General features: G+C 53.1%; 29 protein-coding genes. 1 reads left to right on the top strand and 28 read right to left on the bottom strand.

What is annotated here, in order from left to right:
• Positions 1–7 precede the first annotated feature (7 nt).
• The 27 genes from CRO05_RS13105 to CRO05_RS13235 all read right to left on the bottom strand — a co-directional run bounded on the left by CRO05_RS13105 (position 8) and on the right by CRO05_RS13235 (position 19,917).
• A complete protein-coding gene (locus tag CRO05_RS13105) occupies positions 8–454 on the bottom strand; it encodes a hypothetical protein (RefSeq protein ID WP_097067580.1) in 447 nt (148 codons plus the stop codon).
• Positions 455–519: 65 nt separating this feature from the next.
• Positions 520–1,791, bottom strand: a complete 1,272-nt coding sequence (locus CRO05_RS13110) for a DUF4043 family protein (RefSeq protein WP_097067581.1) — start codon at positions 1,789–1,791, stop codon at positions 520–522.
• Between the two features lie 11 nt (positions 1,792–1,802).
• The gene (locus CRO05_RS13115; protein WP_097067582.1) at positions 1,803–2,738 is read right to left on the bottom strand and encodes a hypothetical protein; all 936 of its coding nucleotides are present in this window, start codon (positions 2,736–2,738) and stop codon (positions 1,803–1,805) included.
• A gap of 189 nt (positions 2,739–2,927) precedes the next feature.
• Positions 2,928–3,890, bottom strand: a complete 963-nt coding sequence (locus CRO05_RS13120) for a hypothetical protein (protein WP_097067583.1) — start codon at positions 3,888–3,890, stop codon at positions 2,928–2,930.
• Positions 3,887–4,645 (bottom strand): hypothetical protein, encoded by a 759-nt coding sequence (locus CRO05_RS13125; protein WP_097067584.1) that lies wholly within the window; start codon positions 4,643–4,645, stop codon positions 3,887–3,889. The genes CRO05_RS13120 and CRO05_RS13125 overlap by 4 nt, the downstream gene beginning before the upstream one ends.
• A 21-nt stretch (positions 4,646–4,666) precedes the next feature.
• Entirely contained in the window at positions 4,667–6,694 is a 2,028-nt protein-coding gene (locus CRO05_RS13130) for a phage portal protein (RefSeq protein WP_097067585.1), read from the bottom strand.
• A gap of 269 nt (positions 6,695–6,963) precedes the next feature.
• The gene (locus CRO05_RS13140) at positions 6,964–8,217 is read right to left on the bottom strand and encodes a PBSX family phage terminase large subunit (RefSeq protein WP_097067587.1); all 1,254 of its coding nucleotides are present in this window, start codon (positions 8,215–8,217) and stop codon (positions 6,964–6,966) included.
• On the bottom strand, positions 8,214–8,642 hold the full coding sequence (locus tag CRO05_RS13145) for a hypothetical protein (protein ID WP_097067588.1): 429 nt from the start codon (positions 8,640–8,642) through the stop codon (positions 8,214–8,216). The genes CRO05_RS13140 and CRO05_RS13145 overlap by 4 nt, the downstream gene beginning before the upstream one ends.
• 277 nt (positions 8,643–8,919) lie before the next feature.
• Positions 8,920–9,426, bottom strand: coding sequence for a hypothetical protein (locus CRO05_RS13150; RefSeq protein WP_097067589.1), 507 nt, complete (start codon positions 9,424–9,426; stop codon positions 8,920–8,922).
• A complete protein-coding gene (locus CRO05_RS13155) occupies positions 9,423–9,782 on the bottom strand; it encodes a hypothetical protein (protein ID WP_097067590.1) in 360 nt (119 codons plus the stop codon). The genes CRO05_RS13150 and CRO05_RS13155 overlap by 4 nt, the downstream gene beginning before the upstream one ends.
• Entirely contained in the window at positions 9,782–10,060 is a 279-nt protein-coding gene (locus tag CRO05_RS13160) for a hypothetical protein (protein ID WP_143860933.1), read from the bottom strand. The genes CRO05_RS13155 and CRO05_RS13160 overlap by 1 nt, the downstream gene beginning before the upstream one ends.
• Positions 10,047–10,436 carry a hypothetical protein gene (locus tag CRO05_RS13165; RefSeq protein ID WP_097067592.1) on the bottom strand — a complete coding sequence of 130 codons (390 nt, stop codon included), beginning with the start codon at positions 10,434–10,436 and terminating at the stop codon, positions 10,047–10,049. Before CRO05_RS13165 ends, CRO05_RS13160 begins: the two co-directional genes overlap by 14 nt.
• A 5-nt stretch (positions 10,437–10,441) precedes the next feature.
• Entirely contained in the window at positions 10,442–10,777 is a 336-nt protein-coding gene (locus CRO05_RS13170; RefSeq protein WP_143860934.1) for a hypothetical protein, read from the bottom strand.
• A gap of 558 nt (positions 10,778–11,335) precedes the next feature.
• Positions 11,336–12,007 carry a hypothetical protein gene (locus tag CRO05_RS13180; protein WP_097067595.1) on the bottom strand — a complete coding sequence of 224 codons (672 nt, stop codon included), beginning with the start codon at positions 12,005–12,007 and terminating at the stop codon, positions 11,336–11,338.
• Positions 12,008–12,359: 352 nt separating this feature from the next.
• Positions 12,360–12,656 (bottom strand): hypothetical protein, encoded by a 297-nt coding sequence (locus tag CRO05_RS13185; RefSeq protein WP_097067596.1) that lies wholly within the window; start codon positions 12,654–12,656, stop codon positions 12,360–12,362.
• A gap of 70 nt (positions 12,657–12,726) precedes the next feature.
• Positions 12,727–13,509 carry a hypothetical protein gene (locus tag CRO05_RS13190; RefSeq protein WP_097067597.1) on the bottom strand — a complete coding sequence of 261 codons (783 nt, stop codon included), beginning with the start codon at positions 13,507–13,509 and terminating at the stop codon, positions 12,727–12,729.
• Positions 13,506–13,943 carry a recombination protein NinB gene (locus CRO05_RS13195; RefSeq protein ID WP_097067598.1) on the bottom strand — a complete coding sequence of 146 codons (438 nt, stop codon included), beginning with the start codon at positions 13,941–13,943 and terminating at the stop codon, positions 13,506–13,508. Before CRO05_RS13195 ends, CRO05_RS13190 begins: the two co-directional genes overlap by 4 nt.
• Positions 13,940–14,107 (bottom strand): hypothetical protein, encoded by a 168-nt coding sequence (locus tag CRO05_RS15615; protein ID WP_159462747.1) that lies wholly within the window; start codon positions 14,105–14,107, stop codon positions 13,940–13,942. The genes CRO05_RS13195 and CRO05_RS15615 overlap by 4 nt, the downstream gene beginning before the upstream one ends.
• Complete coding sequence (locus CRO05_RS13200) at positions 14,104–14,397, bottom strand: hypothetical protein (RefSeq protein WP_097067599.1); 294 nt, start codon at positions 14,395–14,397, stop codon at positions 14,104–14,106. Before CRO05_RS13200 ends, CRO05_RS15615 begins: the two co-directional genes overlap by 4 nt.
• The gene (locus CRO05_RS15620; protein WP_159462748.1) at positions 14,394–14,561 is read right to left on the bottom strand and encodes a hypothetical protein; all 168 of its coding nucleotides are present in this window, start codon (positions 14,559–14,561) and stop codon (positions 14,394–14,396) included. Before CRO05_RS15620 ends, CRO05_RS13200 begins: the two co-directional genes overlap by 4 nt.
• A complete protein-coding gene (locus tag CRO05_RS13205) occupies positions 14,554–14,736 on the bottom strand; it encodes a hypothetical protein (RefSeq protein WP_097067600.1) in 183 nt (60 codons plus the stop codon). Before CRO05_RS13205 ends, CRO05_RS15620 begins: the two co-directional genes overlap by 8 nt.
• A 3-nt stretch (positions 14,737–14,739) precedes the next feature.
• Positions 14,740–15,555 (bottom strand): DNA cytosine methyltransferase, encoded by an 816-nt coding sequence (locus CRO05_RS13210; protein WP_097067601.1) that lies wholly within the window; start codon positions 15,553–15,555, stop codon positions 14,740–14,742.
• A complete protein-coding gene (locus CRO05_RS13215) occupies positions 15,552–16,199 on the bottom strand; it encodes a DUF6475 domain-containing protein (RefSeq protein WP_097067602.1) in 648 nt (215 codons plus the stop codon). Before CRO05_RS13215 ends, CRO05_RS13210 begins: the two co-directional genes overlap by 4 nt.
• Complete coding sequence (locus CRO05_RS13220) at positions 16,189–17,043, bottom strand: YdaU family protein (protein WP_097067603.1); 855 nt, start codon at positions 17,041–17,043, stop codon at positions 16,189–16,191. The genes CRO05_RS13215 and CRO05_RS13220 overlap by 11 nt, the downstream gene beginning before the upstream one ends.
• On the bottom strand, positions 17,040–19,325 hold the full coding sequence (locus CRO05_RS13225; protein WP_097067604.1) for a DNA methyltransferase: 2,286 nt from the start codon (positions 19,323–19,325) through the stop codon (positions 17,040–17,042). Before CRO05_RS13225 ends, CRO05_RS13220 begins: the two co-directional genes overlap by 4 nt.
• Entirely contained in the window at positions 19,322–19,627 is a 306-nt protein-coding gene (locus CRO05_RS13230; RefSeq protein ID WP_097067605.1) for a hypothetical protein, read from the bottom strand. Before CRO05_RS13230 ends, CRO05_RS13225 begins: the two co-directional genes overlap by 4 nt.
• On the bottom strand, positions 19,624–19,917 hold the full coding sequence (locus CRO05_RS13235; protein ID WP_097067606.1) for a hypothetical protein: 294 nt from the start codon (positions 19,915–19,917) through the stop codon (positions 19,624–19,626). Before CRO05_RS13235 ends, CRO05_RS13230 begins: the two co-directional genes overlap by 4 nt.
• Positions 19,918–20,065: 148 nt before the next feature.
• Between CRO05_RS13235 and CRO05_RS13240 the strand changes: the two genes are divergently transcribed.
• Positions 20,066–20,536, top strand: a complete 471-nt coding sequence (locus CRO05_RS13240; RefSeq protein ID WP_097067607.1) for a hypothetical protein — start codon at positions 20,066–20,068, stop codon at positions 20,534–20,536.
• Positions 20,537–20,541: 5 nt separating this feature from the next.
• Here CRO05_RS13240 and CRO05_RS13245 read toward each other — a convergent pair whose 3' ends face one another.
• Positions 20,542–20,739: a carph-isopro domain-containing protein gene (locus tag CRO05_RS13245; RefSeq protein ID WP_097067608.1), complete on the bottom strand. Its 198-nt coding sequence runs from the start codon at positions 20,737–20,739 to the stop codon at positions 20,542–20,544.
• Positions 20,740–20,754: the final 15 nt, after the last annotated feature.

Raw genomic sequence — 20,754 nt, forward strand, 5'->3', positions numbered from 1 at the left:
AGGAAACTTACTTGACGCCGGTCGCTTCGCCGGTTGCTATTGCCGTAACCTTGCCCGATGCGAACGTTGCGGCGGCGGCTGTCAGAGTCACTGTTACCCACACATCCTTTTCGAACTTCACCGGCTGGAAATTCATCGACGTGCGAGCGGCGCTCCGCAGGATCGTGCTGCCAGCAGCGACGAAATAATCATCGTCAGCGGTAGGCCCATCAGTCGAATTCACCGGCTCGTAGCCGATCTTGCAGGCCATAAGAGGCGTTGCGTTGCTGTCCAGGTCATCATTCACGATTTCCAGGCCAGTCAAAGTCATTCCAGCAGGAATGCGAAGTGGTTTGTACACATCAGCCAATGCGCCAGCGGTCGGCGTAACCGAGCCCCAGGCCAGTGCCATGTTTCCATACCCGCCCATGTGCATGGGTTTGGTATTCAAGTCTGTTGCGCTAAATGTAGCCATTGATAAAACTCCTTGCGAATTAAGGGACTAGCGGGCTATGAAAGCCCCGCTTATGTCATTTCAGGTTAGAGAGGGACGGCCGAGTCAACCGCTATCACGCCGAAGTCTGTCGGAACCTTGGAACCGGTGCCGTCGTCGATGGAGAAGCGGGTTTTCATGTGGCCGCAAACCTTCTCGCCCATGACTTCCAGATTGCTCTCGAAGTTGTACCAGTGCTCTTTCCAGCCGAACTGCATGCCGCTGGTCTTGGTCTTGCCGTAGGCGATACCCAAGGCTTGCGCGCCAAGCAACAGGCCGCGCTCTACCCCGTAACCGGCGCCGATAGAAGCATTCACAGTCTGATCGGTTTCAGTGGCGGTTGCGGCATTGGCCGAAGTGATGATCTTCGTGGACTCGCTCGGGGCAAAGCGCACGGCACGCTCGTTCTTCACCACCAGGATGCCGTTCCACATTCCAACTTCGCCGGCAAACAGCGGATGGCGAGTGTCGAAATAAGCGGCACGGTTCACGGCGTTTTGCTGGAAAGCGCGGAGAGACCCTTCGCTCAGCAGAATCGAGTATTGATTCGGCGTTGCGAGGAATACCCACATTTTCGAGGTTTGCGAGGCCTTGTCACCGGCGAGTTTGATGGATTGCAGAGGCTGATCCATATCGTCGATGAGCTTGCGCAATCCGTCCAGGTGAGCAAGCTTCAGCGCATCGGTAGATACGATGGAGCCCAATTGCTGGCCACCTTGCGTAAGGTTCGCGCCGTTCACCACATAATGCCGGTTGTAGGTAGGGGCCTTAACCGAGTTAACCATGATCGAGCCGAAGTTCGATGCGCTTTGGAGAGGGATAACCCAATCCGTACCAATTTGCGATCCCCGGGCACCAGCCAGATGCACGAGCACTTGCTGGGAGTTCAGCCGCGGAAAATAACCAGACAACTGAGCAAGAGCAATCTCGCGCAGATTGTGCTTCGTGCGTTGCTGCGACATCGAGCCGCCAGCGTCAATGACCTTGCTGGACAAGTCGATCTTGATTTCCATCGAAGAAAACGAGAGCGCGCTGCCGCGGCCTTCGCGGTTTACATCTCCCATCAGGGGTTCGCCGCTGATCGTATCAACCAAGTCGAGAGATACAACGTCGCCTGCGCTCTTCATCAGGTTGTCGATGCGCACGATCGGCATGCCGGCATGAGTCTGCCCGGCTACCATTTCCATCCCTGAGCTCGGTTCAATCGCCCCGACCAACTGATCGATCGCGGTGGAGCCTTTCAGCGTATTGGCAAACAGCGCCGCGCTATAGTGTTTTACTGCTAACGAACTTCCGCTCGCTACGTTTGTTTCAGCCATTTCAAATTTCCTTAATCAAATTCGGCTCTCAGGGCGCGCGCTTTATGTTCCGGCATGCTGGTGAGCTTCTTGACGAGTTCCAGAGGACTCAGGTTCTCAAGTTGCTCACTTTCGGATGCAGGATTTGCGCCGCCTTGAATATCCGATAGGGTTGTGGGTTTCTTCGCCGGTGCAGCGTCAAGCTTGGCTTTCGCCTTGACTTTGATCTGCTCCGGCTCATCTGCTTTTTTCGGTGCGGAGGCGTCAGGCATAATGGCGCGCACCCGGCGGGCGACTTCCTCGAATCGTTCAGCGTATGGCTTGCTCGCCCACTTGCTGGCGGTTCTCAGAATCTCGTCCTGCTTAAGCGCTTCGTCCCAGGCTTCCGGATCGTTGCTCTCCCAATGTGTCAAGTCAGGGTTATTGTCCTTGGCTTCGGCAACCTGTTCGGCAACGCTCAATTGCTTCACGCGCTCGGATTCCTCCTTTTCGCGTTTCAACTCTTGCAGCGTCTTTTCCAGCTTTTCGCCTTGCTCTCGGCTTCCTTTGAGAACTGAGGTAATCACTTCGTGGAGTTCCGGCATGTTTTCCTTGATGTTCTCAAGGTGCGCGGCTATGGCATCATCTACCTTCGCCTCATCCTTGCCAGTCTTGGCCTCATCCTTAGCCTTCAGCAGTTCGTCCAGTTTGCCTTTGGCATCCTCGAGTTCCTGCCTGAGCGTAGAATTCTCCACCCGCAATTCCTTGTGCTTCTCGTAGGGAATAATCCCTTTGCCGCTCTTGTTCAGAACGACCGGCACATCTTCGCCCGCGCCGTTAGCCGCGCTATCCACTTCCTGTTCGGGCTCATCCTTTGCCGCTTGCTTGCCTAGAATCTCCTCGATTTTGCTGGGGTCGTTCTCCAGTTCCTCGATTTGTTCCGGCGTGAGATTTGCTATTTGCTCATCCGTAAGTTGATCTACTTCCATTGCCTTCATCTCCACTTCTTAACGCAGTGAGCGCGCCCTTTCGGGGTTAATAAAAGACTGCGGTATCGCCGTTAGCGCGTGAAACTATCAACAGTTATTCGAAGATTTCGAGTAACTGAAGTTGATACCCATTAAAAAAGCCGCCCGAGTTTCCAGGGGCGGCTTAGTGTGTTGATATTTAAGTAATTCTTATCCGATAATAGCCATAGCGTTTTTGGCTGCGGCCCACCAATTACCCGACGCTCCGCCCCAATTGAGCCAAACTGTAATGTCAGCTCCGCGCAGAGCCGTAGTTCTTGCGTTTTCCAGCATCCTTTCGGTTACGCCCGAATCATCCTCCCCGACGCTCATGTAATCGACGCACATGATCGTTTTGGCGGCCATCGGGAAGGCTGTCGCAACCGGCGGTATTCCTGACTGCATATCAGGTATTCGGTGCGTGTCAGAGAGACCGGCATACATTCCCTGCCCGATAGACCAGTTAAGCTCGGCCACGACCTCCGCGTCTTCGCTCCCATCGCAATAGTTATAGAAGGGATAAATCTCCTTACCGGGGAAGCAGCTCTGAATGTGTAAGCACATCTCGCGATGAGCGTCTCTAATCTGCCCTGTCGTCAACCCGGCAACAGGCCATAGCTCGCCAAATCCCCATGCGGATTCGTCAGGGCCAATACCCTGAAGGGCCGAGTGGTTTCCGACTGCTGCCGCCATCGCTGTAATCAACGCTTTGTAACGCGCCATTACATTCGGATTGTCTAGCCGCGGAGACCATGCGCTGAATCTGTTTATCCGTAATCCACCTGTTGTTGCATCACCCCCGTAGGTGACTTCATCGTTCAGAATATACGCTGGCAAAGGCTTCGGCTTGGCGGCGGAAACGGTTTTCGTGAAGATTCGAACGATTACCTTTTTTCCGTATGTAGCCGCGTAATTAAGGGTCGTCGTTAACGCCGAGAAGTCGTAAACGCCTTCCGCTGTCTCCATCGCTACCCACGAGCAGGGATATAAAATGCCTTCCGTATCCAAGACGCACTGATGATGCCAACTCAGAGATGAGCTCATCGCAACGTCGTAAGAATCCGGGAGCATCCAGTTTTCGTGATGGCCAGCGAAAGGCGCTACCGGAGCGAGATTGACGACCAACAAACTCATATCGATTCGAGAATCACTGAGTAACTGATCAAGTCAAAGGAATCCAAGGCGCTCGCGGTCGCCACGCCGATTGAAACTGTCATAGCCGCGTCAGTATTGATATTGGTAGTTAGATCAGACGCTGCACCAGTCGTTTGCTGCTGTGGAGCAAGCCACGCGGTAGTACATGCTGTGGTCGCAGTTGCAACAACCAGCTCTGCATCTGCCCTGTTCTGCTGTAGGTTCGTGGCCGTTAGGCTCAGGAAATACGCCCTTGGGTCAGCGGAAGTCCCGGCAGTGCCGATATAGATAGTCGCCGTGGCTGCAGCTGTTGCTCCGCGGCGATAGAATAAAGCGCGCAGCCGAAGCGCTGAATGCCCTGGGATAAGCATCTTGGCAGGGATGACAAGAGAGCCGAATCCACCGCTCAGGTTGAATAGAGCATCGGCTGATCCTGTAATGGTGGCTACTGGAGCCGCTATCGATCCCTGCTTGCCGGCCAGTTTTACTTGACCATTAAGCGGCATCCATCCCGCCGAGGTCGCCTTCCAGAAAGATCCCGCTTCACCCCCAACATCTGAGATATTGATGACCGTACCGACCGCAGTAACGGAGTAATTCGGGCGCGTATTCCAAGTGTAAGTCAGTACTAGAGGTAGAGATTCCGCCTCTGCCGCAGATACAAGTTGCGACTCGATCTCAGAGGAAAAATTAACGACATCGCCGGCGCCATAACGAACGCCCGCTACTGTTTTTGCTTCCAATAATCGAATCATGTCTGTCCTTCGTATTTTTGTTTAAATATGCGCGCTATCTATATGCTTTGACACTATTTCCTCTGCTTTAAGCCTGGAGTTAATGTCCAGTTCCCGCGCTTTCAGTTCCGCGTCAACGTCGATCTTCTTATCCTTGAGTTCAAGATCCTGTTCTTTGATGTCCAACTCGCGGGATCTGTCGGATAGTTGCTGCTGAGTCTTGGTCAACTCGCCCCGCAATCCTTGGATAACTTGATCCCGCTGCTGTATCTCAACCTGCGCCTGCTGCTGCATGGCCTGCATTTGCTGATCAGACTCAGCGATGCCCGCTACTTGCCGCAGTTGATCAGCAAGCTCATGACGATTCGGCACATCGGACAGTTCGAGCATTACCGGATAGAGCACAGCCTGGAACTGAGGCGGCGCTGCCTGCACGATCTGACTCATCGCCTGCAGTTGTTGCGCCCTGAACGTCGGAGTAGCGGGAATGTCCTCAAGCACGACCTTGACCGCCGCGCTCGCGATGTCGTTCTCTACCGTTCCATCGTCCAACTTGCGATTAAAGTAGATGGTCTTTTGCTTTGCTCCCTGCTTAACAGCGATAGCCGTAGGCCTGCCGATCATCTCTTGCTTGATTAATGCCAGCAGTTGCTCGCCTACCATCCGCCGGGCATAACGGAAATTGTCGTTCGGCTCAGCCAGTACCGTGGATCCCTGCTCGACCAAATTATTGATTGCAACGCCGCTGGTCGCCGAAGAATCAGCCCCGAGCATGGCGCGGTAGATGCCGCCAACCTCTTCAATCCGTTTCTTGCGCTCTTGGACCAATTGGAACACTTGAGCCGCAAGAGCGTGTTCCCGGGTGACTCTAAAGCCGTTCGCGTTGCGCCGTTGCGAATTCAACACAGTCATCGACCTCAGACTGCTCATGTTCTGCGCGACTTCCTGATACGTGTTTTGAGACAGGTCCAGCGCGTCGTTATCGACCTCTACCTTGACCGAATTCAGGACTTCATAAAGCAGAATATCCAGATCAATGATCTGATCCTGCGGCCCGCGCATATCGCGAATCAGGCCGTAAGGTGTGCGGCTTCTGTCTTTACGGAAGCACCAGAAAGGCACGTAGGGGAAATTGCTGTGTGGGAGAGGCGTAGGCACGTCCATCAATTTATGTGGCCCGAGCCATATTGAGACACGCAATCTCGACAGCAGCGCCTTCTGGACCTGCACGAGCCCTTGAGCGACCGCCGCCTGGTGATATGGATTCTCCTCAACGTACTCTATGGACTTGCCGTCAGGAAGCGCCAGAACGTGCGCATCTTCGTAATGCCGGTACCAGAGCTCAGACAAGCGCACCATGCCAGAAGATTGATTCAGGTAATCCTCTTGATTCCTTCCCCAGGTCTGCTCGATCTCGTACGCCCGAGCCATGTTCGTATCGCCACCGTCGTAAACGTCCAACGTGTTCCAGCGATTCCACGAGTTCCCGATCAACTGAGATTCTTCCGGAAACATGCGCAACGCCTGTTCTCGGTCTACCCATTTATCACGGCGCAAGTAACGCGCATCGGACAAGTCGGGTTCCCTGGCCGTCCAGTCCCAATGGATCTCGTTTCTATGTACTTCGCGGACCCGATACGGGTACTTCAGCGGATCGAATTCGCGTGATACTTCAACCCAGCCGATACCGGAGCGAATCATGCTGGAATAGGCGTCGGACATTGCCCGATCAGCGCGGCTCTCGCTTTCTACTTCTTTGATCTTCGCGGACAGACCCTCGGCTATCTCGGCCTGCTGTTCATCGTCGGAGGTTACTTTATAATCGGTGCGTGAGCGCGCTTCAAGGCCCAGGACGGCGTTTATCGTCGGCTTGATCAGGTTGCTATCTTGCGGCGGAATTCCGGCATCCTTGAGGCGCTGGTTAACCTCGACGCTCGTCTGGGCGCCATCGTAGTAATCGCAATCGGTATCGGAGTCGAGGCGCCACTTTGGAGAGTTTCTGATGTCGCGGCATATCTTGTCGTATGCGGAAACATCAATATCCTTGGTGATCGGGGCTTCAGTTGTCATTAGCTAAGGAACCAGTCGAACAGTTTTTTGGATGCATCATCGGACAGCCTCGCGGAATCTTCCATTCCATACCCTGACACCCTTACGTATTCGCCGAGCATTGTCGCTGAGGCATATAGCGAGCTTCTTTTCGCCGATCCGCCATTCAAGGACCAACTCAAGGATCTCGCTTGTGGTTACCCGGACCGGTTCTGCGCGCCCCTGAAACATTGAGTGCGCGTTAGCGCTCAACTCGATCGCTCGCCGAACTATGGCAACAGGAAACTTGATCACGCCCTCCATCCTGGCATCCTGATACCGCGAGCGCTCGATGCCGGCTTATCCTCTTCAATCGCCACAGCGAAATATCTGAAAGCGTCGGCCGCGTGACTGTGGTAGTCATGCAATGGCCTTCCGCTAAACTGCTTGGTATCTTTGTCAACTTCGAACCGGTAATGTCTCAACGATTGCAATCCTTCAGCACATTTCTGCTCATCAAAATAACAGCGATTGAACACGGTTCTGGCGGCGTTGATGCCGTCGAAGATGGAAAGATTCGGCACTATCTGAACTTTCCGTCCGGCTGATACCATCAACTCCTCCACGCTTCGCCCTGTTGAGAGTGTCTTTGCGCGGGCATCGTGGGGTAAATAATCGGTCCCATATATGTACCCTTTGTTTTGCAACACGCCGATGTAGTGATTCAATGGCATCTGGTTATTACTGTAATAATCTATGAGCCTCAGTTCGGCGCCGATGCTCTGCGCGAACCAAATGCTGGTGTTGTCTGCGAAACCAAGATCCCAGAACGTTTGTACTTGCTTGGCCGCGTCATATGGAGCCCTGCCAATCCGCCCCTCTTCCTGGGCCTGCCTCAATTCCTTCGCGTAAATCGCCCCATCGAGCGTTACCCTGCAGTTTCCTTCCCAAATATTCTGATAAGCATCCGGATCACGCGCCTTCAGCTCATCCTTTTCCTTCTGCAGCGTCTCAGGAAACCATGGGTTATCGTCCCAATTGATCTTGACCACGACAGCGTCACTCGGCGGCTTTGCGACAAAACGTTGGTAAGTCTCGTCTGAATCCAACTCAGGGTTGAACGTCAACCATATCTCTGAGCCATTCTTCCGGATGGTGGGGATCAATACTTCCCAGGATGTTTTCGAAACGGTCTGCGCTTCCTCAACCCAGACTCGATCCACGCCTTCAAATGACTTGATCTTGGTAACGTTGTTTCTCAGGCCGGCGAATACGAACTCACTGCCGTTGGCTCCCTTGATAGTGGCGTTCTGTATCTCGTAAAACGAATCCAGGCCAAGAGAGGCGATCTGCGACTGCAATAAGTGATGCACTGACTCAACTATGGAGTTCTGAAACTCACGAGCGCACAGTATGCGAAGCGGTGAAGCGGCGGCTTGGATCAATAATGCTCTTGCGACTCCCCACGACTTCGCGCCACCACGACCACCGTAGAGAACCTTGTATCTAGCCGGGTGAAACAGGAACTCAAGTTTCTCGGGGAATTCGGCTCTATGGGAGGTCATATTTCGTATGAGTCGCAACCATTCCCACAATCAGACTGAAACACACAAGCAACCTGGACAGCCTCGATTGCAGATTTGCCGAGATGCATTGCGGCCAACGCAAAGTCCCTGCCTGACCCCGCAGCCCAAAACTTATCCTCAACGGCGATTGGGTATGGTGTCCGTTCGTAGCTGCGCACACCGTTCGCATCAGCCACAACAACTGTCGCCCAATCATCTTTGTCTCTCTGGCTACCTGGAAACGTTTCTGGATTGCATCCATTACGAACCCACTCGACCATCAGCAGGCCTTGGTCAAGGTTTCCAGCAATCGCCACAACGGAGTCACCAACTCGGTAGATTTTGGTTACGGTGCGAGCAAGGCCGGAATTAATAGACCTTTTGTCGGCCGCTAGAGTGCGGCCGTCCCAGGCAATGACTGTCATTTACTCTGACACATCGGGCAAACAAGGCGGGGCTAAACGCAGCACCACATGACAGTTAATCGTGGCCGCGAGCCACAACCGCAGGGTTTCGCAATAAACCTTACGAAACGGAACCTTGTAATAACCCTTCATTTTTCACTCCTTTTTAATGTCATTTCCCACTTCTGAAAATATAACCCCGCTAATTTCGATACCAACTCAGAAAAAAGGATGATGGTTTCCCACTTCACCCTATACCTGAGTATCAACCGGCTAATTTAAATCGCTCATATCGCCTCTACGATTGAGGTTTTTGAGCGGGGATGAAGGAAATCTCGATTTTCGATAGAATCGGCTTGTCGGGATCACCGCCTTCAAGGGCGGTAGTTGTACGATCCCCATATTTCTTTGGAGACAATCTTGCGGCGACCCACTTACGCGCATCGACTCTCAGCCTGGAGCGGGCGATAGCTTCGTGGTTCGTTACCTCGCGTCCGTCCTCGGCAACAATGACATCGTTTGCGGCGTCATCAGCAATATCAATGATGGCTTCAAAATGAACATCAGCCGAGAGCTCCTTGGCCTTTATGTATTGCTGCATAAATTCTTGATCAGAATCAAGCCAGTTCCATAAAGCGCGCTGGCTGATACCGAGTTCTATGCACATCGACCTTGCGGACTTACCGAGAGCGATGCCTTCAAAGATAGCGGAGCGTAAAGCGGGTGTCTTGATCGATGGCGCTCCCGCCTTTCTTTTGACGGTGCCGGGCTTGCGCTTTTCCGTCGGTTTCTTTTCCCCAGTCACGGCAACGCGTGCAGTAAAGCCGAGCCGTTACGCACGCACTCAATCCTCACAAGGCGCGGCGGGGTAACTGGCTGCATGTTGAACGAACGCTCCAGCGGTTCCCCGCAACACGCGCACATGCCATTCTGTGAGTCAAACAACTCTTGCCGCTTCCGGTCATTGGCTTCGCATCTTTCGAAATCTGCTAGCGCAAAATCATCGGCAACGAAACTGAACGGATCACCGCACCATCTGCCATCCGCAGGCTCTGACTTAAGCAAATCCTCTTCTGTTGCGTACGGGCGCGTTGAAAAGACAACGCCATCTGAGGTCCGCCATGCGCGCTTCCAAAGGATTACGCCGCTACTTTGCGCCATTACTTATCTCCTAACGAATGATTACAGCCTCGTACCGCAGCCCTGAGCATCACTTCACAGGCAGAACGCTCTTCGATCTCCGACCGCAACGCCCTATTGATCGTCAAGGCGTCGTCTTTGATGGATACCTTGTCTACCGCATAAGCATCCTTGCACTCAGCGGGAAGCGTGACTTCACACGGTACAGGCACGAGCTTTTCAACTACGTGCGTTTCGACAACCGGTTTACCTGCGCATCCCACTAGCGCCAGCACCAGGATTAAGCTACTCGGCCGCACGGCGACCTCCCACATATTCCCGCTGCTCCCTCTCTACTGCCTGGCACTGAGTCTCACCTGGGCGAACGGGCAACCCGTTACGAAGCTCCGCGGCCAAGTCTGAATGCTTCTTGGCAGATACCTGAGCCAACTTCATCGCCGCCTGAGCTTCGAGTTCTTTGGCTTCCAGCGCGTCGGTGACTTCTTTTACCCCAGCCTGAACCGTACCAATGTCGGTAGCGCATTTATCGTTCGATGCTCGCAGCACTACATTCTCTGATCCGAGCCGCTGCACCTCCTTGCCAGAGCGCCAATCGCTAACGACGAAGCCGCCACCGAAAGATAGCGCAGCAAAGACAGCGATGATGATTGCAGTGATAGCGGGACTCGCAAACATTGTTTCTACAGCTCGCTACGATGGATTAAGGACTGGATGCGGTCCAGGCTTGAGTCGATGGAATTAATACGCTGATTGAGTTGTTCAAGAAACTCTGGCATAGGGGGCAACGCTGGCTCCGAGCCGTTAACGCTGCCGCTGGATACAGAATCAGGCCGAAGCACGCCAGCGAAAGCTTTCTCCAAACTGGCAGCGAGCATTTCAAGCCGCTGCGCCTGATGATCTAGACTCTCCAATACGCGTCCGCTGCACTTTTCCCGCATTACGGCCTCTTCGTTAAGACCGCTATCCACCCGAATCTTCGCTGCACGCAGACCCACCATTCCGCCGCTGGAGTTCATTTTGTTTTCGCCCATAAAAAAAGCCCGCCGAAATTGGCAGGCCAGAAATGTAAAAACCCACCGGGTTAGGGGTGGGTTAGGTTTCGGAGTGAATATTTCGCACTCTATATAAATACTTCTATCACGTTCCCGAGAAAAAGCAAGCCTTATTCGTTTAAATTTGACCCGTAACTAACTGAACCTATATGATGCCCCTCTTTTATGGAGAAGCAACAAATGGATATTGATCCACTGCCGATTGGCGACATCCTTCCATGCATCGATATAAATGACGCAGGGTGGGGTGGTTCAGACGTCCGGAAACTTCTGTGCCCAGTTTGCAGTGGCTCATATAATCATATGGAACCTTCGTATTTAAAGGATGGAGGTGACAACTACGATGCCAAATGGGGCGGAAGAGGAGATCTCACTGTTGTCCCGATGTGGGGTGAATGTGGTTCGAAGTGGGAGGTATGTATTGGCTTCCATAAAGGCGAGAGTTTTATGTTCACCCGAGTCTCTCAGTCATGCAAGGATCAAAAAAACCCTTAAGAGCGCACCGTTCCTTCGATTAGATCGCTACGCATAATTCCATTCGCGCGCAATCAACCCGTGCGACTCTAAATCTTCTGCCATATCAGCCATGGCGCGACTGTGGATCACGTCAAGCATGTTATAAACCCCACGTCGAATAGCAACCACCATGTCATTCCCGCACGCGAGGTCATATCTGATGGATTTGTGGCTAATGGTTTTTCCAAAGTAACACAACAACAGTTTATACGCCCCTCGCCTGCCGTGAATCCCGGTACCCAGCGCCTGGAATATCCTGTTCATCATCACAGTGACATCTTCCGGCTTCGTCATGCCCCCGAACCTCGCCGCGATGTACTCCCGGTAAGCCGGATCCTCTAACCGCTCTGCTATGCCGATTATCGCCGCGGCTTGAGCGTGTTGCTCATGCACCGATAAGTGCGACAGCAACAGATTCTGACCGGATCGCCGCGGAGTACCGCACATTGCGTTGACGCTCGATAGCTTTACGATCGGCGTTGCAGAAACCTGATATGCCCAGGCAAGGGCGCTGTGAGCGCTATGAAACATTGCGTAATCCTCCACGTTTGGCGATGCGTACGAGTTCCCGCAAATGAATTGACCGGCTTTGGCTGTAGTAACGATCCTTGCGCTGCCGTTTTGGTTGCGGTTTGGGTGCGGGCTGGTCCTGGCGGTTTGATCGGGCAATAAGGCCATCACAAATCTCTTCTGGCGATCTGTACATCCAAGATGGGAGAATGGCCGTTTTCATTTCCGCTCTATCTCCCTGATAATTAATCCAGTGCACGCAAGGATTACGGGCACCAATGTCGCCGGCTGATCGCCAAGCGACTCGACCACAATAAATAGCAGCGCAGACAAACTCATCCAGGACGAAGTTCTCATCGTTTACGCATCCTGTTAATCACCCGCGACCGCTGAGCCATGCGCTTGATGGAGCGCTCTTGATTGCGTTTGGGTGATCCGGATGGGTTGGCTCTTCTCTGCTCGCCATGTTGTGGCATTGAAGACATAGCAAAAGCGATCGCGTTTAAGACACTTCTTAAGCTCATTTCACCACCTTCAATTTTCCGCTCTCCCATAGATAGTTCTGCGTCTTAACGAAAGCGCGTAGCCAAGTTGCCTGCTTGTCTTCCCGGTCCATATAATCAAGCATCTTGTGAGCCGTGTTGCAGAGGAACGCTACAGCCCAATCGTTGCTTTTATGCCCATGCCCGCGTCCGAATATCTGACTATCGCTATGCGCCGGATCGCATCCTTGCCAGCCGTGACACTCATGCGGGAAGTCGGCGAAGCATGGGGCTTTGTGGGCAAGGTCAAGGAACGATCGGTTGCGATAGGTCATCGCTTTCCCATTAATGCGGGATCTGTTGTGTCCACTATTAACCTTTCGGCCTGCTTATCTAAAGCCATTTTCATAAAGCGCATTTCTCTTTTGGCGATAACAAGTCTCTCAGCAAGGACTCTTGGATCTCTTGTTTCCTCCAGAATGTCATTGATTGCACGCTCTCTATCCTCTGCCGCATTACCCATGCCCTAGCCTCCTTTGATGGTGGCGCGTAGGTACCTCGCCAAGCTGAATCGATTCCAATGTTTTGTGCGATGTTGGTGCTATCAGCCGATGCGAACGGCAAGCGACTGAAAACGTCAGGGTTGAGCATCCTCAAGCCGTGCAATTTGCAGATCGGCAAACCGGATCGGTCGCAAATAGCATTCATCGCCTCAGCCATGCGATCCCACCAACGCGCATTTCCTACCGCTGCAAACTCGCCACTGCTCCCGATGCAAACGCGCGGGAAAGTATTTGCCAATCTGACTAGCCTCTCTATGGATTCGTGCATGTGCCAAACAGGGGCGCCAATCCAGGGCGCGGTAGTGCGCCAGGGCCACTCTTCTAGCAACTCATCGTTAGCCGCTTCGTCGCCGTCGATAACGTCGGGGATTACGGCAAAGTCGAATGTCGGGACTCGATGCAATCCGCCAACCCATGCGTAATACCTACTCCAGTCTGTAACGGGCTTCCCGCTTTTCCACGCGCTGAAAGCCCCATTGTCTACAGCAAAGGATTGGCAAATTTCGAGAGCTAAACTGAGTTGTTCGGGCGAGCGAAAGGAGATGAAAGCATGGCCGGCATTAATCGCCGCAACGGCAGCTGTAGCGCCCTGATTCGTGATCGGCAGCCCGTGGTAATGAATCACGCATACCTCCTATTCATCATTTCCTCATCCTCTGGCCGCTCCGGTTCGCTCCATTGCACACCATGCTCGCTACCATAGGCAGCAACGTACTCGATCAGGCTGGCCATGCGCTTTACAGACATCTGCGCCGAGCTTTCCCGGATATTGGCAAACTCTCCTTCCAGCCCAGGCACGATGTCAGCGCCCAACCCTGTCGCTATGGCGTGGCCAGAAATAAACAGCACCTTCCACTGATCCTTGGTGAGCGTCCTGCCCATGTATTTCAGTTGGCGCGCCACATCGCCGCACATCGCGTGGAAACGCCCGCTCTGAATTTCCTTGCGCGTCTTTGGTTTAATCTGGCACATGAAATCCGCTGGAGCCCGATCTATGCACTGATGAGCGAATTGCTTTTGCTTGAGGCCGACTAGAAAGATGGTTTGTTTGTCGTTCACTTTTGCGCCTCGTCAAGAAACTTCCTGAGCTCGTCTCTCGCGGCCTTCAAACTATTAAACGAGGACATCGGCCTATCCGCGAACATCTCGAGCCATTTATGAGCATCCTCAGCGGCAGCCAGAAGGTTCAGGGGATTACCCTCTCCGTCCCATTCGGCTTTCACGCCTCCAACTCCTTCACAACTCGCAACACGTCATCCAGCGACTCGACTATTACAGCCTCTCCTCGCCAAGCATCCAAGAACACTCTCTCCAGTGGCGTAAGTTGCCTAGCGCTGGGCGGCTTGCTGCCATCCTTGACTTCTACAATCACTGTCTTTCTGTTCTTTGCCACAACCAAATCCAAGCATCCCTTTAGCTGGCTAATGATCAGCACAGAACAGCCCATCTTGCGGAATGCTTCGACTATCTCGGGTTGATTGGCGTCTACCTTGGCGGCGCGGCGGAAGGTCATTTCAGCTTGCACTCGTACAATTTGCCGTTGAGCTTGACTGCGCCGTAATTCTCACAGTCGGCAGATGTAGCGGATTTGTCTGCCACGACGCCAGCGCCGAATGCCAAGAAAAATACCGCGACCGAAAGCAGTATCACCATCATCCCTTTCGCAAAATCAGACACTCTCAACCTCCTTCATTATTTTGCGCATAGCATTCACGTCATCGATCAACTCATTCGCCTTTGCTTTCCCGCGATGTTTCAGGACGCCTTCGTAATAGGTTTGGCGGCGGGTATCATCCATTTTCATAACGTATCGGGCCTCGCATTCGCGGCGGTGTTGTTCGGAGTCATTCACGACTCACTCAATTCCGGCTCTTTCTGCGAGCAGACGGAATGCTGTTGCTGCGCATAAGGGAACTTGCCCGTTGCCGAGGGATCGAATTCTGTCCATCCGATGGGCCACCCCATGAACCACTCGGCCCACGTTGGGTTCAGCGGGCCACCTATCACTTGTGGCAGCACTTCTCCCTGCTTGCCACCCGTTCTTTCCATCCTGCTTTTCCCCGGATAACGGTAGTCCCTGGCACAAATTGTGGGATAGAGCTTTACTTGCGCGCTCAGCTTCGGCTCTCCCCTGCTGTTCCATTTGCCGTTCACCCTGTCGTGCGCATCGTCCGCCGTTAGCGTTTGCCACAATCCAGATTCGCTCTCGCAAGTGGGGTGCACCAACATCGGCTGCGGATAACACTCCCCATTCCGCATCAAACCCCATCGCGGCAAGGTCAGCGAGCACCCGGTCAAGTCCTCGATTAACGAGAGCTGGGCTGTTTTCAATGAACGCGAAACGGGGTCGTACTTCGCCAATGATCCGCGCCATTTCCGACCACAATCCGCTTCGCTCTCCTGTGATTCCGGCGCCCTTTCCTGCAACGCTAATGTCCTGGCAGGGAAAGCCTCCAGATACGACATCAACAATTCCGCGCCACGGCTTTCCGTCAAAAGATTCAACGTCAGACCAAATTGGGAAAGGCGCGAGAATTCCATCGTTTTGTCGTTGCGCCAGAACTTGTGCTGCGTAGGCATCACGTTCAACTGCGCAGACTGTTCGCCATCCGAGGAGCTTGCCGCCGAGTATTCCGCCACCAGCGCCTGCGAAAAGAGCCAGCTCATTCACCCAACGCTCCGCAGTTGCTTCATTTCCGGTTGCTCGACCGCATCACTCAGCCGCTTGAATCCAATCGAAGGTTTATCCGTCCCGCCGTTGAGCACTTGCCGAGCCTTCAATTCGTTGCCAATCAGCACCGGTGCATCAGCCTTGAATCCCTGTTTCTCGTTGTGCGCAGTTGCGATTCCCATCAGCTTTGCCGGATATTCCGGGATCTCGCTGCGCACCCGAAAGCCGCGGTAACGGTTCTCGAATTCCTTTGCAACGAACGGCCATTCATCCTCGTTTTTTGTCCCGAATCCGATCCAGCCGCCCATGTCCTGGATTACTCGATGGATGAGAGGATCATCGAAAACCACATCAGCATATGTGCCGACGTGCCGCACTGCTTTATCGACCTTCGCCCAGGCACGTAAGGCCGAATCTTGAGTTGAGCCTTGCAGCATGCGGATGATGTCGGCGGGCTTTGGCGCGTACTGTCCAGCGTCGGGATTTGCAAGGTGGCGATTGAATGCATCGACTACTGCCGCCAAGTCATAACCCTTCAGCGCGTTCCACCAGACATCGAGCGCGAAGGTGGAAACGCCTTTTCCGTAGAAACCCATCACGCCGGAAATACCTTCGTGGAATTTAGAAAAGTCATCAGTTTGCATGCTGTCTCTCCCTCAGTTCTGGCGGCATCCAGCCGGCTGTTGCTGCGCGGTTTGATTCTTCGAGTGCTTCTTGTTTGTTGGGTAAGCGGCCATGGTGGAGAACGAGTTTTGCGGCCTCTTCGCGCTGGCGTTTGACGGTTCCGAGTACGTAGGCAAACTTTGCGTTGCCCTTGGATGCAGCGTTCCTGGCTGCGTAGGCAAACTCATCTTCCGTTGCCCCGGCTTCCAGCAATGCCAGCAGTGTTGGATGATGCGGATTGCAGCCATGGATGCCGTTGCTCATCATGGTTTTGCAACAAGCTCCGGCTAATCCTGGTTTGATTGGAATCACACGCGCTTGATCGGCAAGTTCTACGTACTCAGGATGAGTAATAGACTCTGTGTGTATTACCTCTGGTTTTAATGGTTCTTGGTTTACGGTTCTTGGTTCTTGGTTTTGGTTAGTTGAACATTCGTTGAACGGCTGTTGAACATCTGTTACCCCCCTATTCAACGGCTGTTGAGAAATAGGCGTTTTGTTCGCCCTTTTTGCAGCGCTTGCGCGGCCCGCCGCAGATTTCGACTCGATATTGCTGTGATACTTCTCGATTTCTTTCTCACAGCGTTCCTGATACCAGCCATGTTCTGTTTCTGTGAAAAACTCGGTCAACACCTGTTGAACGGCTGTTACTTCTTCGTCTGTTCTTGCTATAACTTTCCTGCACAAAGCCTTCATATCGGCGGTAAGCGGACCCTCGGTGTCGTAATAAAGCTCGATTAGGTCACGATAGATACTCCGCTCTGTGCGAGTTAAATGCCTTGTGGCGCTATTGAAGTCGCCGATGTGATGTGGGTAGTAGTTCACGCTATCGCCTCCTCTTGCTCGAATGCGAACAGGGAGTCTTGCTGCGCTATCGACTTCATGTTCTTAACTGCTAGGTTAAAGTAGCTGCGCTTGAGTTCGGCGCCAACAAACCTGCGGCCCATCTTTACAGCGGTGTATCCCTCGCTACCGATGCCAGTGAATGGCGAGAAAACCAGATCTCCCGGTTTGCTCCATAACTCCATAGCTCGCTCAATTACATCAAGTTGTAATGGGCAAATATGCCGCTCGTCCTCGTTCTCCCTTGCGGATTGGTATTGCAGGGTCCGAGTTGGGTTAATGTCGAACCAGACCGGCGAGGCGTATCGCTGCCAAAGCTCTACAGGGAATATCTTTTGCTCTTCTTCCGCGTAGTCCAGTAGCTCCTTTTCACATACCTCAAGAACTTCATCCTCATCCCTGTAGTGGCGTATCGGATCTGAGTTAACGCCCGGCTTACGGAACGTCACGAGGTAATCAGGAACTCCCTGCCGGCTCATGCTCGAGTCCTTGCGGATCGTCTTATGCAACAACCCGAGAGCTTTAGTACGCTGCATTGCGGTTACAGGGTCCTTCCAGATGCAGACTTCGGAGTGATATATCCATCCGTGAGCACGGAATAGCCGGATAATGTCGCCCCTGAAATCATCAATACCGATGTACCCATGATGCTGCTTGCTGGTCGGGAGATTCATGCAATGCACTGAACACAAGCGCCCCGGCATGGTCACTCTATGCAACTCCTCGACCAAGTAGCCGAAGTGCTCCATAAACTGTTCTTTGGTCTTGCAATTACCCATGTCCCGATCAGAGTTTGAGTAGGTGTACAGGCTGGCAAAGGGAGGACTGAATACAGAAAACCCTATCGAGTCGCTTTCCAATTCGCTTGCCACTTCTACGCAGTCGCCCAGGTGTATCGTCCAATCTTTCCCGGTTGCTAAATCCCGCCGGTATTCCGATTTATCTGCTGTCATGCCGAATACGCTCCTTTGCATGAATTCCTTCATATGCTCCACCATGCGGGCACTCATTTCGTTGTGCTGCTGTTCTTTGCGCTTGATGTTTTCCAGGATTGGAAGCTCTGCCTGAGACAGGAAAATGTGAACGTTGACCGGTTTTGTTTGCCCGAAGCGATAGCACCGGCGGATAGCCTGATACATGGACTCGAATGAGTTATCCAGACCAGCGAAGGCCATGTTATAGCAGTGCTGCCAGTTCATTCCAAAGCCGCACAGGGACGGTTTGCTGATCAGGTCTCGATGATCGCCAGTCGTAAATCCCTCCATCGCTGACTCTTTGTGTTCGATGGAATCGGAACCAGACACCGTTACCGCGCTCGGGATCAGCTTGCCTAGCGCCTCGCTCTCGGCGTTCAGATGACACCAAACGAGCCAAGGATCGGAAGAGTTATTAACCAGAGACGCAACGGAGCTAACCCGCTCATCCATGCTTTCGCGCTTGGCTGCCCGCTGCTCGCTCAGCCCCATTGCGGGCTTGTAGAACAATTGCCCTTCTGCAGCCTTTTCTGTCTCGATGATGTGCTCATGGATAACAAGGGGCGGCAGGTCGTATGCGCCGTCGTCAAATCCAATGTCCGACGGCATGCGAATAACAACAGCCCAGGTAGATAACCACTCCCAGAACTTAACCTCGCCATGGCCCTTGAGACGCCATTTAGTGGTATCGCCGCCGTCATGGGTAAAGAACATGGCAAGCATTTCTTCTCGGCTCATGACACCCACAAACTCAGCTTGATTGCCAAGTTCCATGAAGTCGTTAGGGGAAGGCGTCGCGGTGCAGGAAAGACGATAAGGCACGAGCTTTGATGCTTCCAGGATCGCGCTGCGAGTCTTGCCATCGTGCGATTTGAGGATGCTTGATTCGTCAAGCACCAGGCCAACGAATAACGATAGATCGAACCGATCCAACATCTCGTAATTCGTAATGATGATTCCGGAGGGGTTTTTGGGCTGGCTGCGGTGGTAGGAAACTTCGATCCCAAACTTGGCAGCCTCCCGGACGGTTTGAAGTGCCACAGAAAGAGGCGCGACTATGATTACCGGCCTTCCCGTTTGATCAACCACCAGGCGCGACCATTCACATTCCATAAAGGTCTTGCCGAGCCCGGTATCGGCAAATATTGCCGCCCTGCCCCGACCAACTGCCCAGCGAACCAGAACCTTCTGGAAGTCGAACAGATTGGGGTTGATGGCTGCCAGCGATATATCGTGGCCGGTTGCAATCTCTCGTATCTTCTTGCTTGAGAGAAAGTGTTGGTAGTTCATTGCAGCGCCACCCTCACCGGATGAATGCTGATACCGCTTATGCTGCATTTGCGCGTCGTCTCAAGTCGCTCCAGGCGCCCTGCTGCAACGAGTGCGTTCACTCGGGCAGATACCGTGCTCAAGTCAATTTCGCCGTGATAGCGGCGGTAAAGGCTCTGTATTTCCTTGAGGCTGATATTGCCGCCGAGCCAGCCGTGATAGCGAGTTACGATGTCGCAGATACGATCCGCCTGAGTCGCCAGATGCTTGACCGGCAATGCGCGGTAAGCGGCTATCGAACTGTCTTGCACGGCCGTTTTCATACCCGCTGATCCTTGATAAGCCGCGCGAGCTTGTACAGGATTTGTGCACTCTCTGGTGTATCAACACCGAGCGATTCGGCCGATAATTTGCTCATCTCGACCTTGCGGCGATCCTGACGGATGAGCTCTCTGATATATGCGCTTTGCGAAACACCCCGGCCTTCAGCCTCGTCGCGGCTCCAGGTGAATTCATCCGGAGTTAAAAGGGTAGATACCCGCACGGTGTGGTTTTCACGAAGGCTGAACAGTGTGTTTTCGTCCAGTTTGTCGCCGTCGATTTCGATGGTCATGATTCAATCCTTAAAAAGAGCCCCCTCCGAAGAGGGGGATAAAACCACCCGGCACAAGAGGGGGGGAAACGGCCGGGCAGAACAGAATGGTGGGAGGTTTCTGCCGTGGTAGAGTTTGGGTTCCATAACAATCACAAGATAAGCATCCATGTACTCAGAAATCTCTGCCGCGCTTCAGAGCGTCAAAACGTTAATCGACCTGGCCAAGAGCGCCAGTTCTTTCTCCCAACAATTCGAACTGCAAGTAGCTGTCCGTGCAGTCGAGGAAAAGCTTTCTCAAGCTATCGCTGCGAATCTGGCTAGCACCGAGAAGCAAGCGCTTTTGCTGGAACGTATACGCATGCTCGAAGAAGAAAAACTGCAACTTGAGAACTGGGAAAGAACAGCGGCCGATTACTCGTTGCAGCAGATCGGCACTGGTATTTTTGCTTATGTTTATAAGCCGGCTGTGGAGACGCCCAAGGAGCGGCACTGGGCTTGCGCAAAGTGCTTTCATGACCGCAAGCTGCTTGTCCTTCAACGCGAGCACCGGATAGGGTACGTTTGCCACGGTTGCGGGTCGAAAATCTCTGCCTTGAAGAACGGACAGATAGCAACGATAGATTCGGCTTATGGGTAATCGACTCACGCAACCTCCTTTGATTTGGAGGGGGCGCGGAAGACCTCGGGGCGAATTACTTTTAAATACATGAGCCGGGCATTAGGGATGCCATCTTCGCGCCAACCTGACACTGAAGGCGGTTTGACATTACATAGGCGCGCTACGGCATTGGTTCCACCAAGTGCATCAATGATTTCATTAGCAAGATTTTCTTTGTCCATAGGCAATACTATAAG

This window comes from Nitrosovibrio sp. Nv4 (assembly GCF_900215485.1).
Lineage (GTDB): Bacteria > Pseudomonadota > Gammaproteobacteria > Burkholderiales > Nitrosomonadaceae > Nitrosospira.

Bases quoted from the DNA above. Each gene is read 5' to 3' on its own strand.
- CRO05_RS13130 (WP_097067585.1), bottom strand. From the start codon at position 6,694: ATGACAACTGAAGCCCCGATCACCAAGGATATTGATGTTTCCGCATAC.
- CRO05_RS13225 (WP_097067604.1), bottom strand. From the start codon at position 19,325: ATGAACTACCAACACTTTCTCTCAAGCAAGAAGATACGAGAGATTGCA.
- CRO05_RS13110 (WP_097067581.1), bottom strand. From the start codon at position 1,791: ATGGCTGAAACAAACGTAGCGAGCGGAAGTTCGTTAGCAGTAAAACAC.
- CRO05_RS13105 (WP_097067580.1), bottom strand. From the start codon at position 454: ATGGCTACATTTAGCGCAACAGACTTGAATACCAAACCCATGCACATG.
- CRO05_RS13235 (WP_097067606.1), bottom strand. From the start codon at position 19,917: ATGACCATCGAAATCGACGGCGACAAACTGGACGAAAACACACTGTTC.
- CRO05_RS13185 (WP_097067596.1), bottom strand. From the start codon at position 12,656: ATGACCTATCGCAACCGATCGTTCCTTGACCTTGCCCACAAAGCCCCA.
- CRO05_RS13120 (WP_097067583.1), bottom strand. From the start codon at position 3,890: ATGAGTTTGTTGGTCGTCAATCTCGCTCCGGTAGCGCCTTTCGCTGGC.
- CRO05_RS13155 (WP_097067590.1), bottom strand. From the start codon at position 9,782: ATGGCGCAAAGTAGCGGCGTAATCCTTTGGAAGCGCGCATGGCGGACC.
- CRO05_RS13245 (WP_097067608.1), bottom strand. From the start codon at position 20,739: ATGGACAAAGAAAATCTTGCTAATGAAATCATTGATGCACTTGGTGGA.
- CRO05_RS13230 (WP_097067605.1), bottom strand. From the start codon at position 19,627: ATGAAAACGGCCGTGCAAGACAGTTCGATAGCCGCTTACCGCGCATTG.
- CRO05_RS13145 (WP_097067588.1), bottom strand. From the start codon at position 8,642: ATGACAGTCATTGCCTGGGACGGCCGCACTCTAGCGGCCGACAAAAGG.
- CRO05_RS13200 (WP_097067599.1), bottom strand. From the start codon at position 14,397: ATGACCTTCCGCCGCGCCGCCAAGGTAGACGCCAATCAACCCGAGATA.
- CRO05_RS13115 (WP_097067582.1), bottom strand. From the start codon at position 2,738: ATGGAAGTAGATCAACTTACGGATGAGCAAATAGCAAATCTCACGCCG.
- CRO05_RS13140 (WP_097067587.1), bottom strand. From the start codon at position 8,217: ATGACCTCCCATAGAGCCGAATTCCCCGAGAAACTTGAGTTCCTGTTT.
- CRO05_RS13215 (WP_097067602.1), bottom strand. From the start codon at position 16,199: ATGCAAACTGATGACTTTTCTAAATTCCACGAAGGTATTTCCGGCGTG.
- CRO05_RS13170 (WP_143860934.1), bottom strand. From the start codon at position 10,777: ATGAACTCCAGCGGCGGAATGGTGGGTCTGCGTGCAGCGAAGATTCGG.
- CRO05_RS13240 (WP_097067607.1), top strand. From the start codon at position 20,066: ATGTACTCAGAAATCTCTGCCGCGCTTCAGAGCGTCAAAACGTTAATC.
- CRO05_RS13180 (WP_097067595.1), bottom strand. From the start codon at position 12,007: ATGGCCTTATTGCCCGATCAAACCGCCAGGACCAGCCCGCACCCAAAC.
- CRO05_RS13165 (WP_097067592.1), bottom strand. From the start codon at position 10,436: ATGTTTGCGAGTCCCGCTATCACTGCAATCATCATCGCTGTCTTTGCT.
- CRO05_RS13125 (WP_097067584.1), bottom strand. From the start codon at position 4,645: ATGATTCGATTATTGGAAGCAAAAACAGTAGCGGGCGTTCGTTATGGC.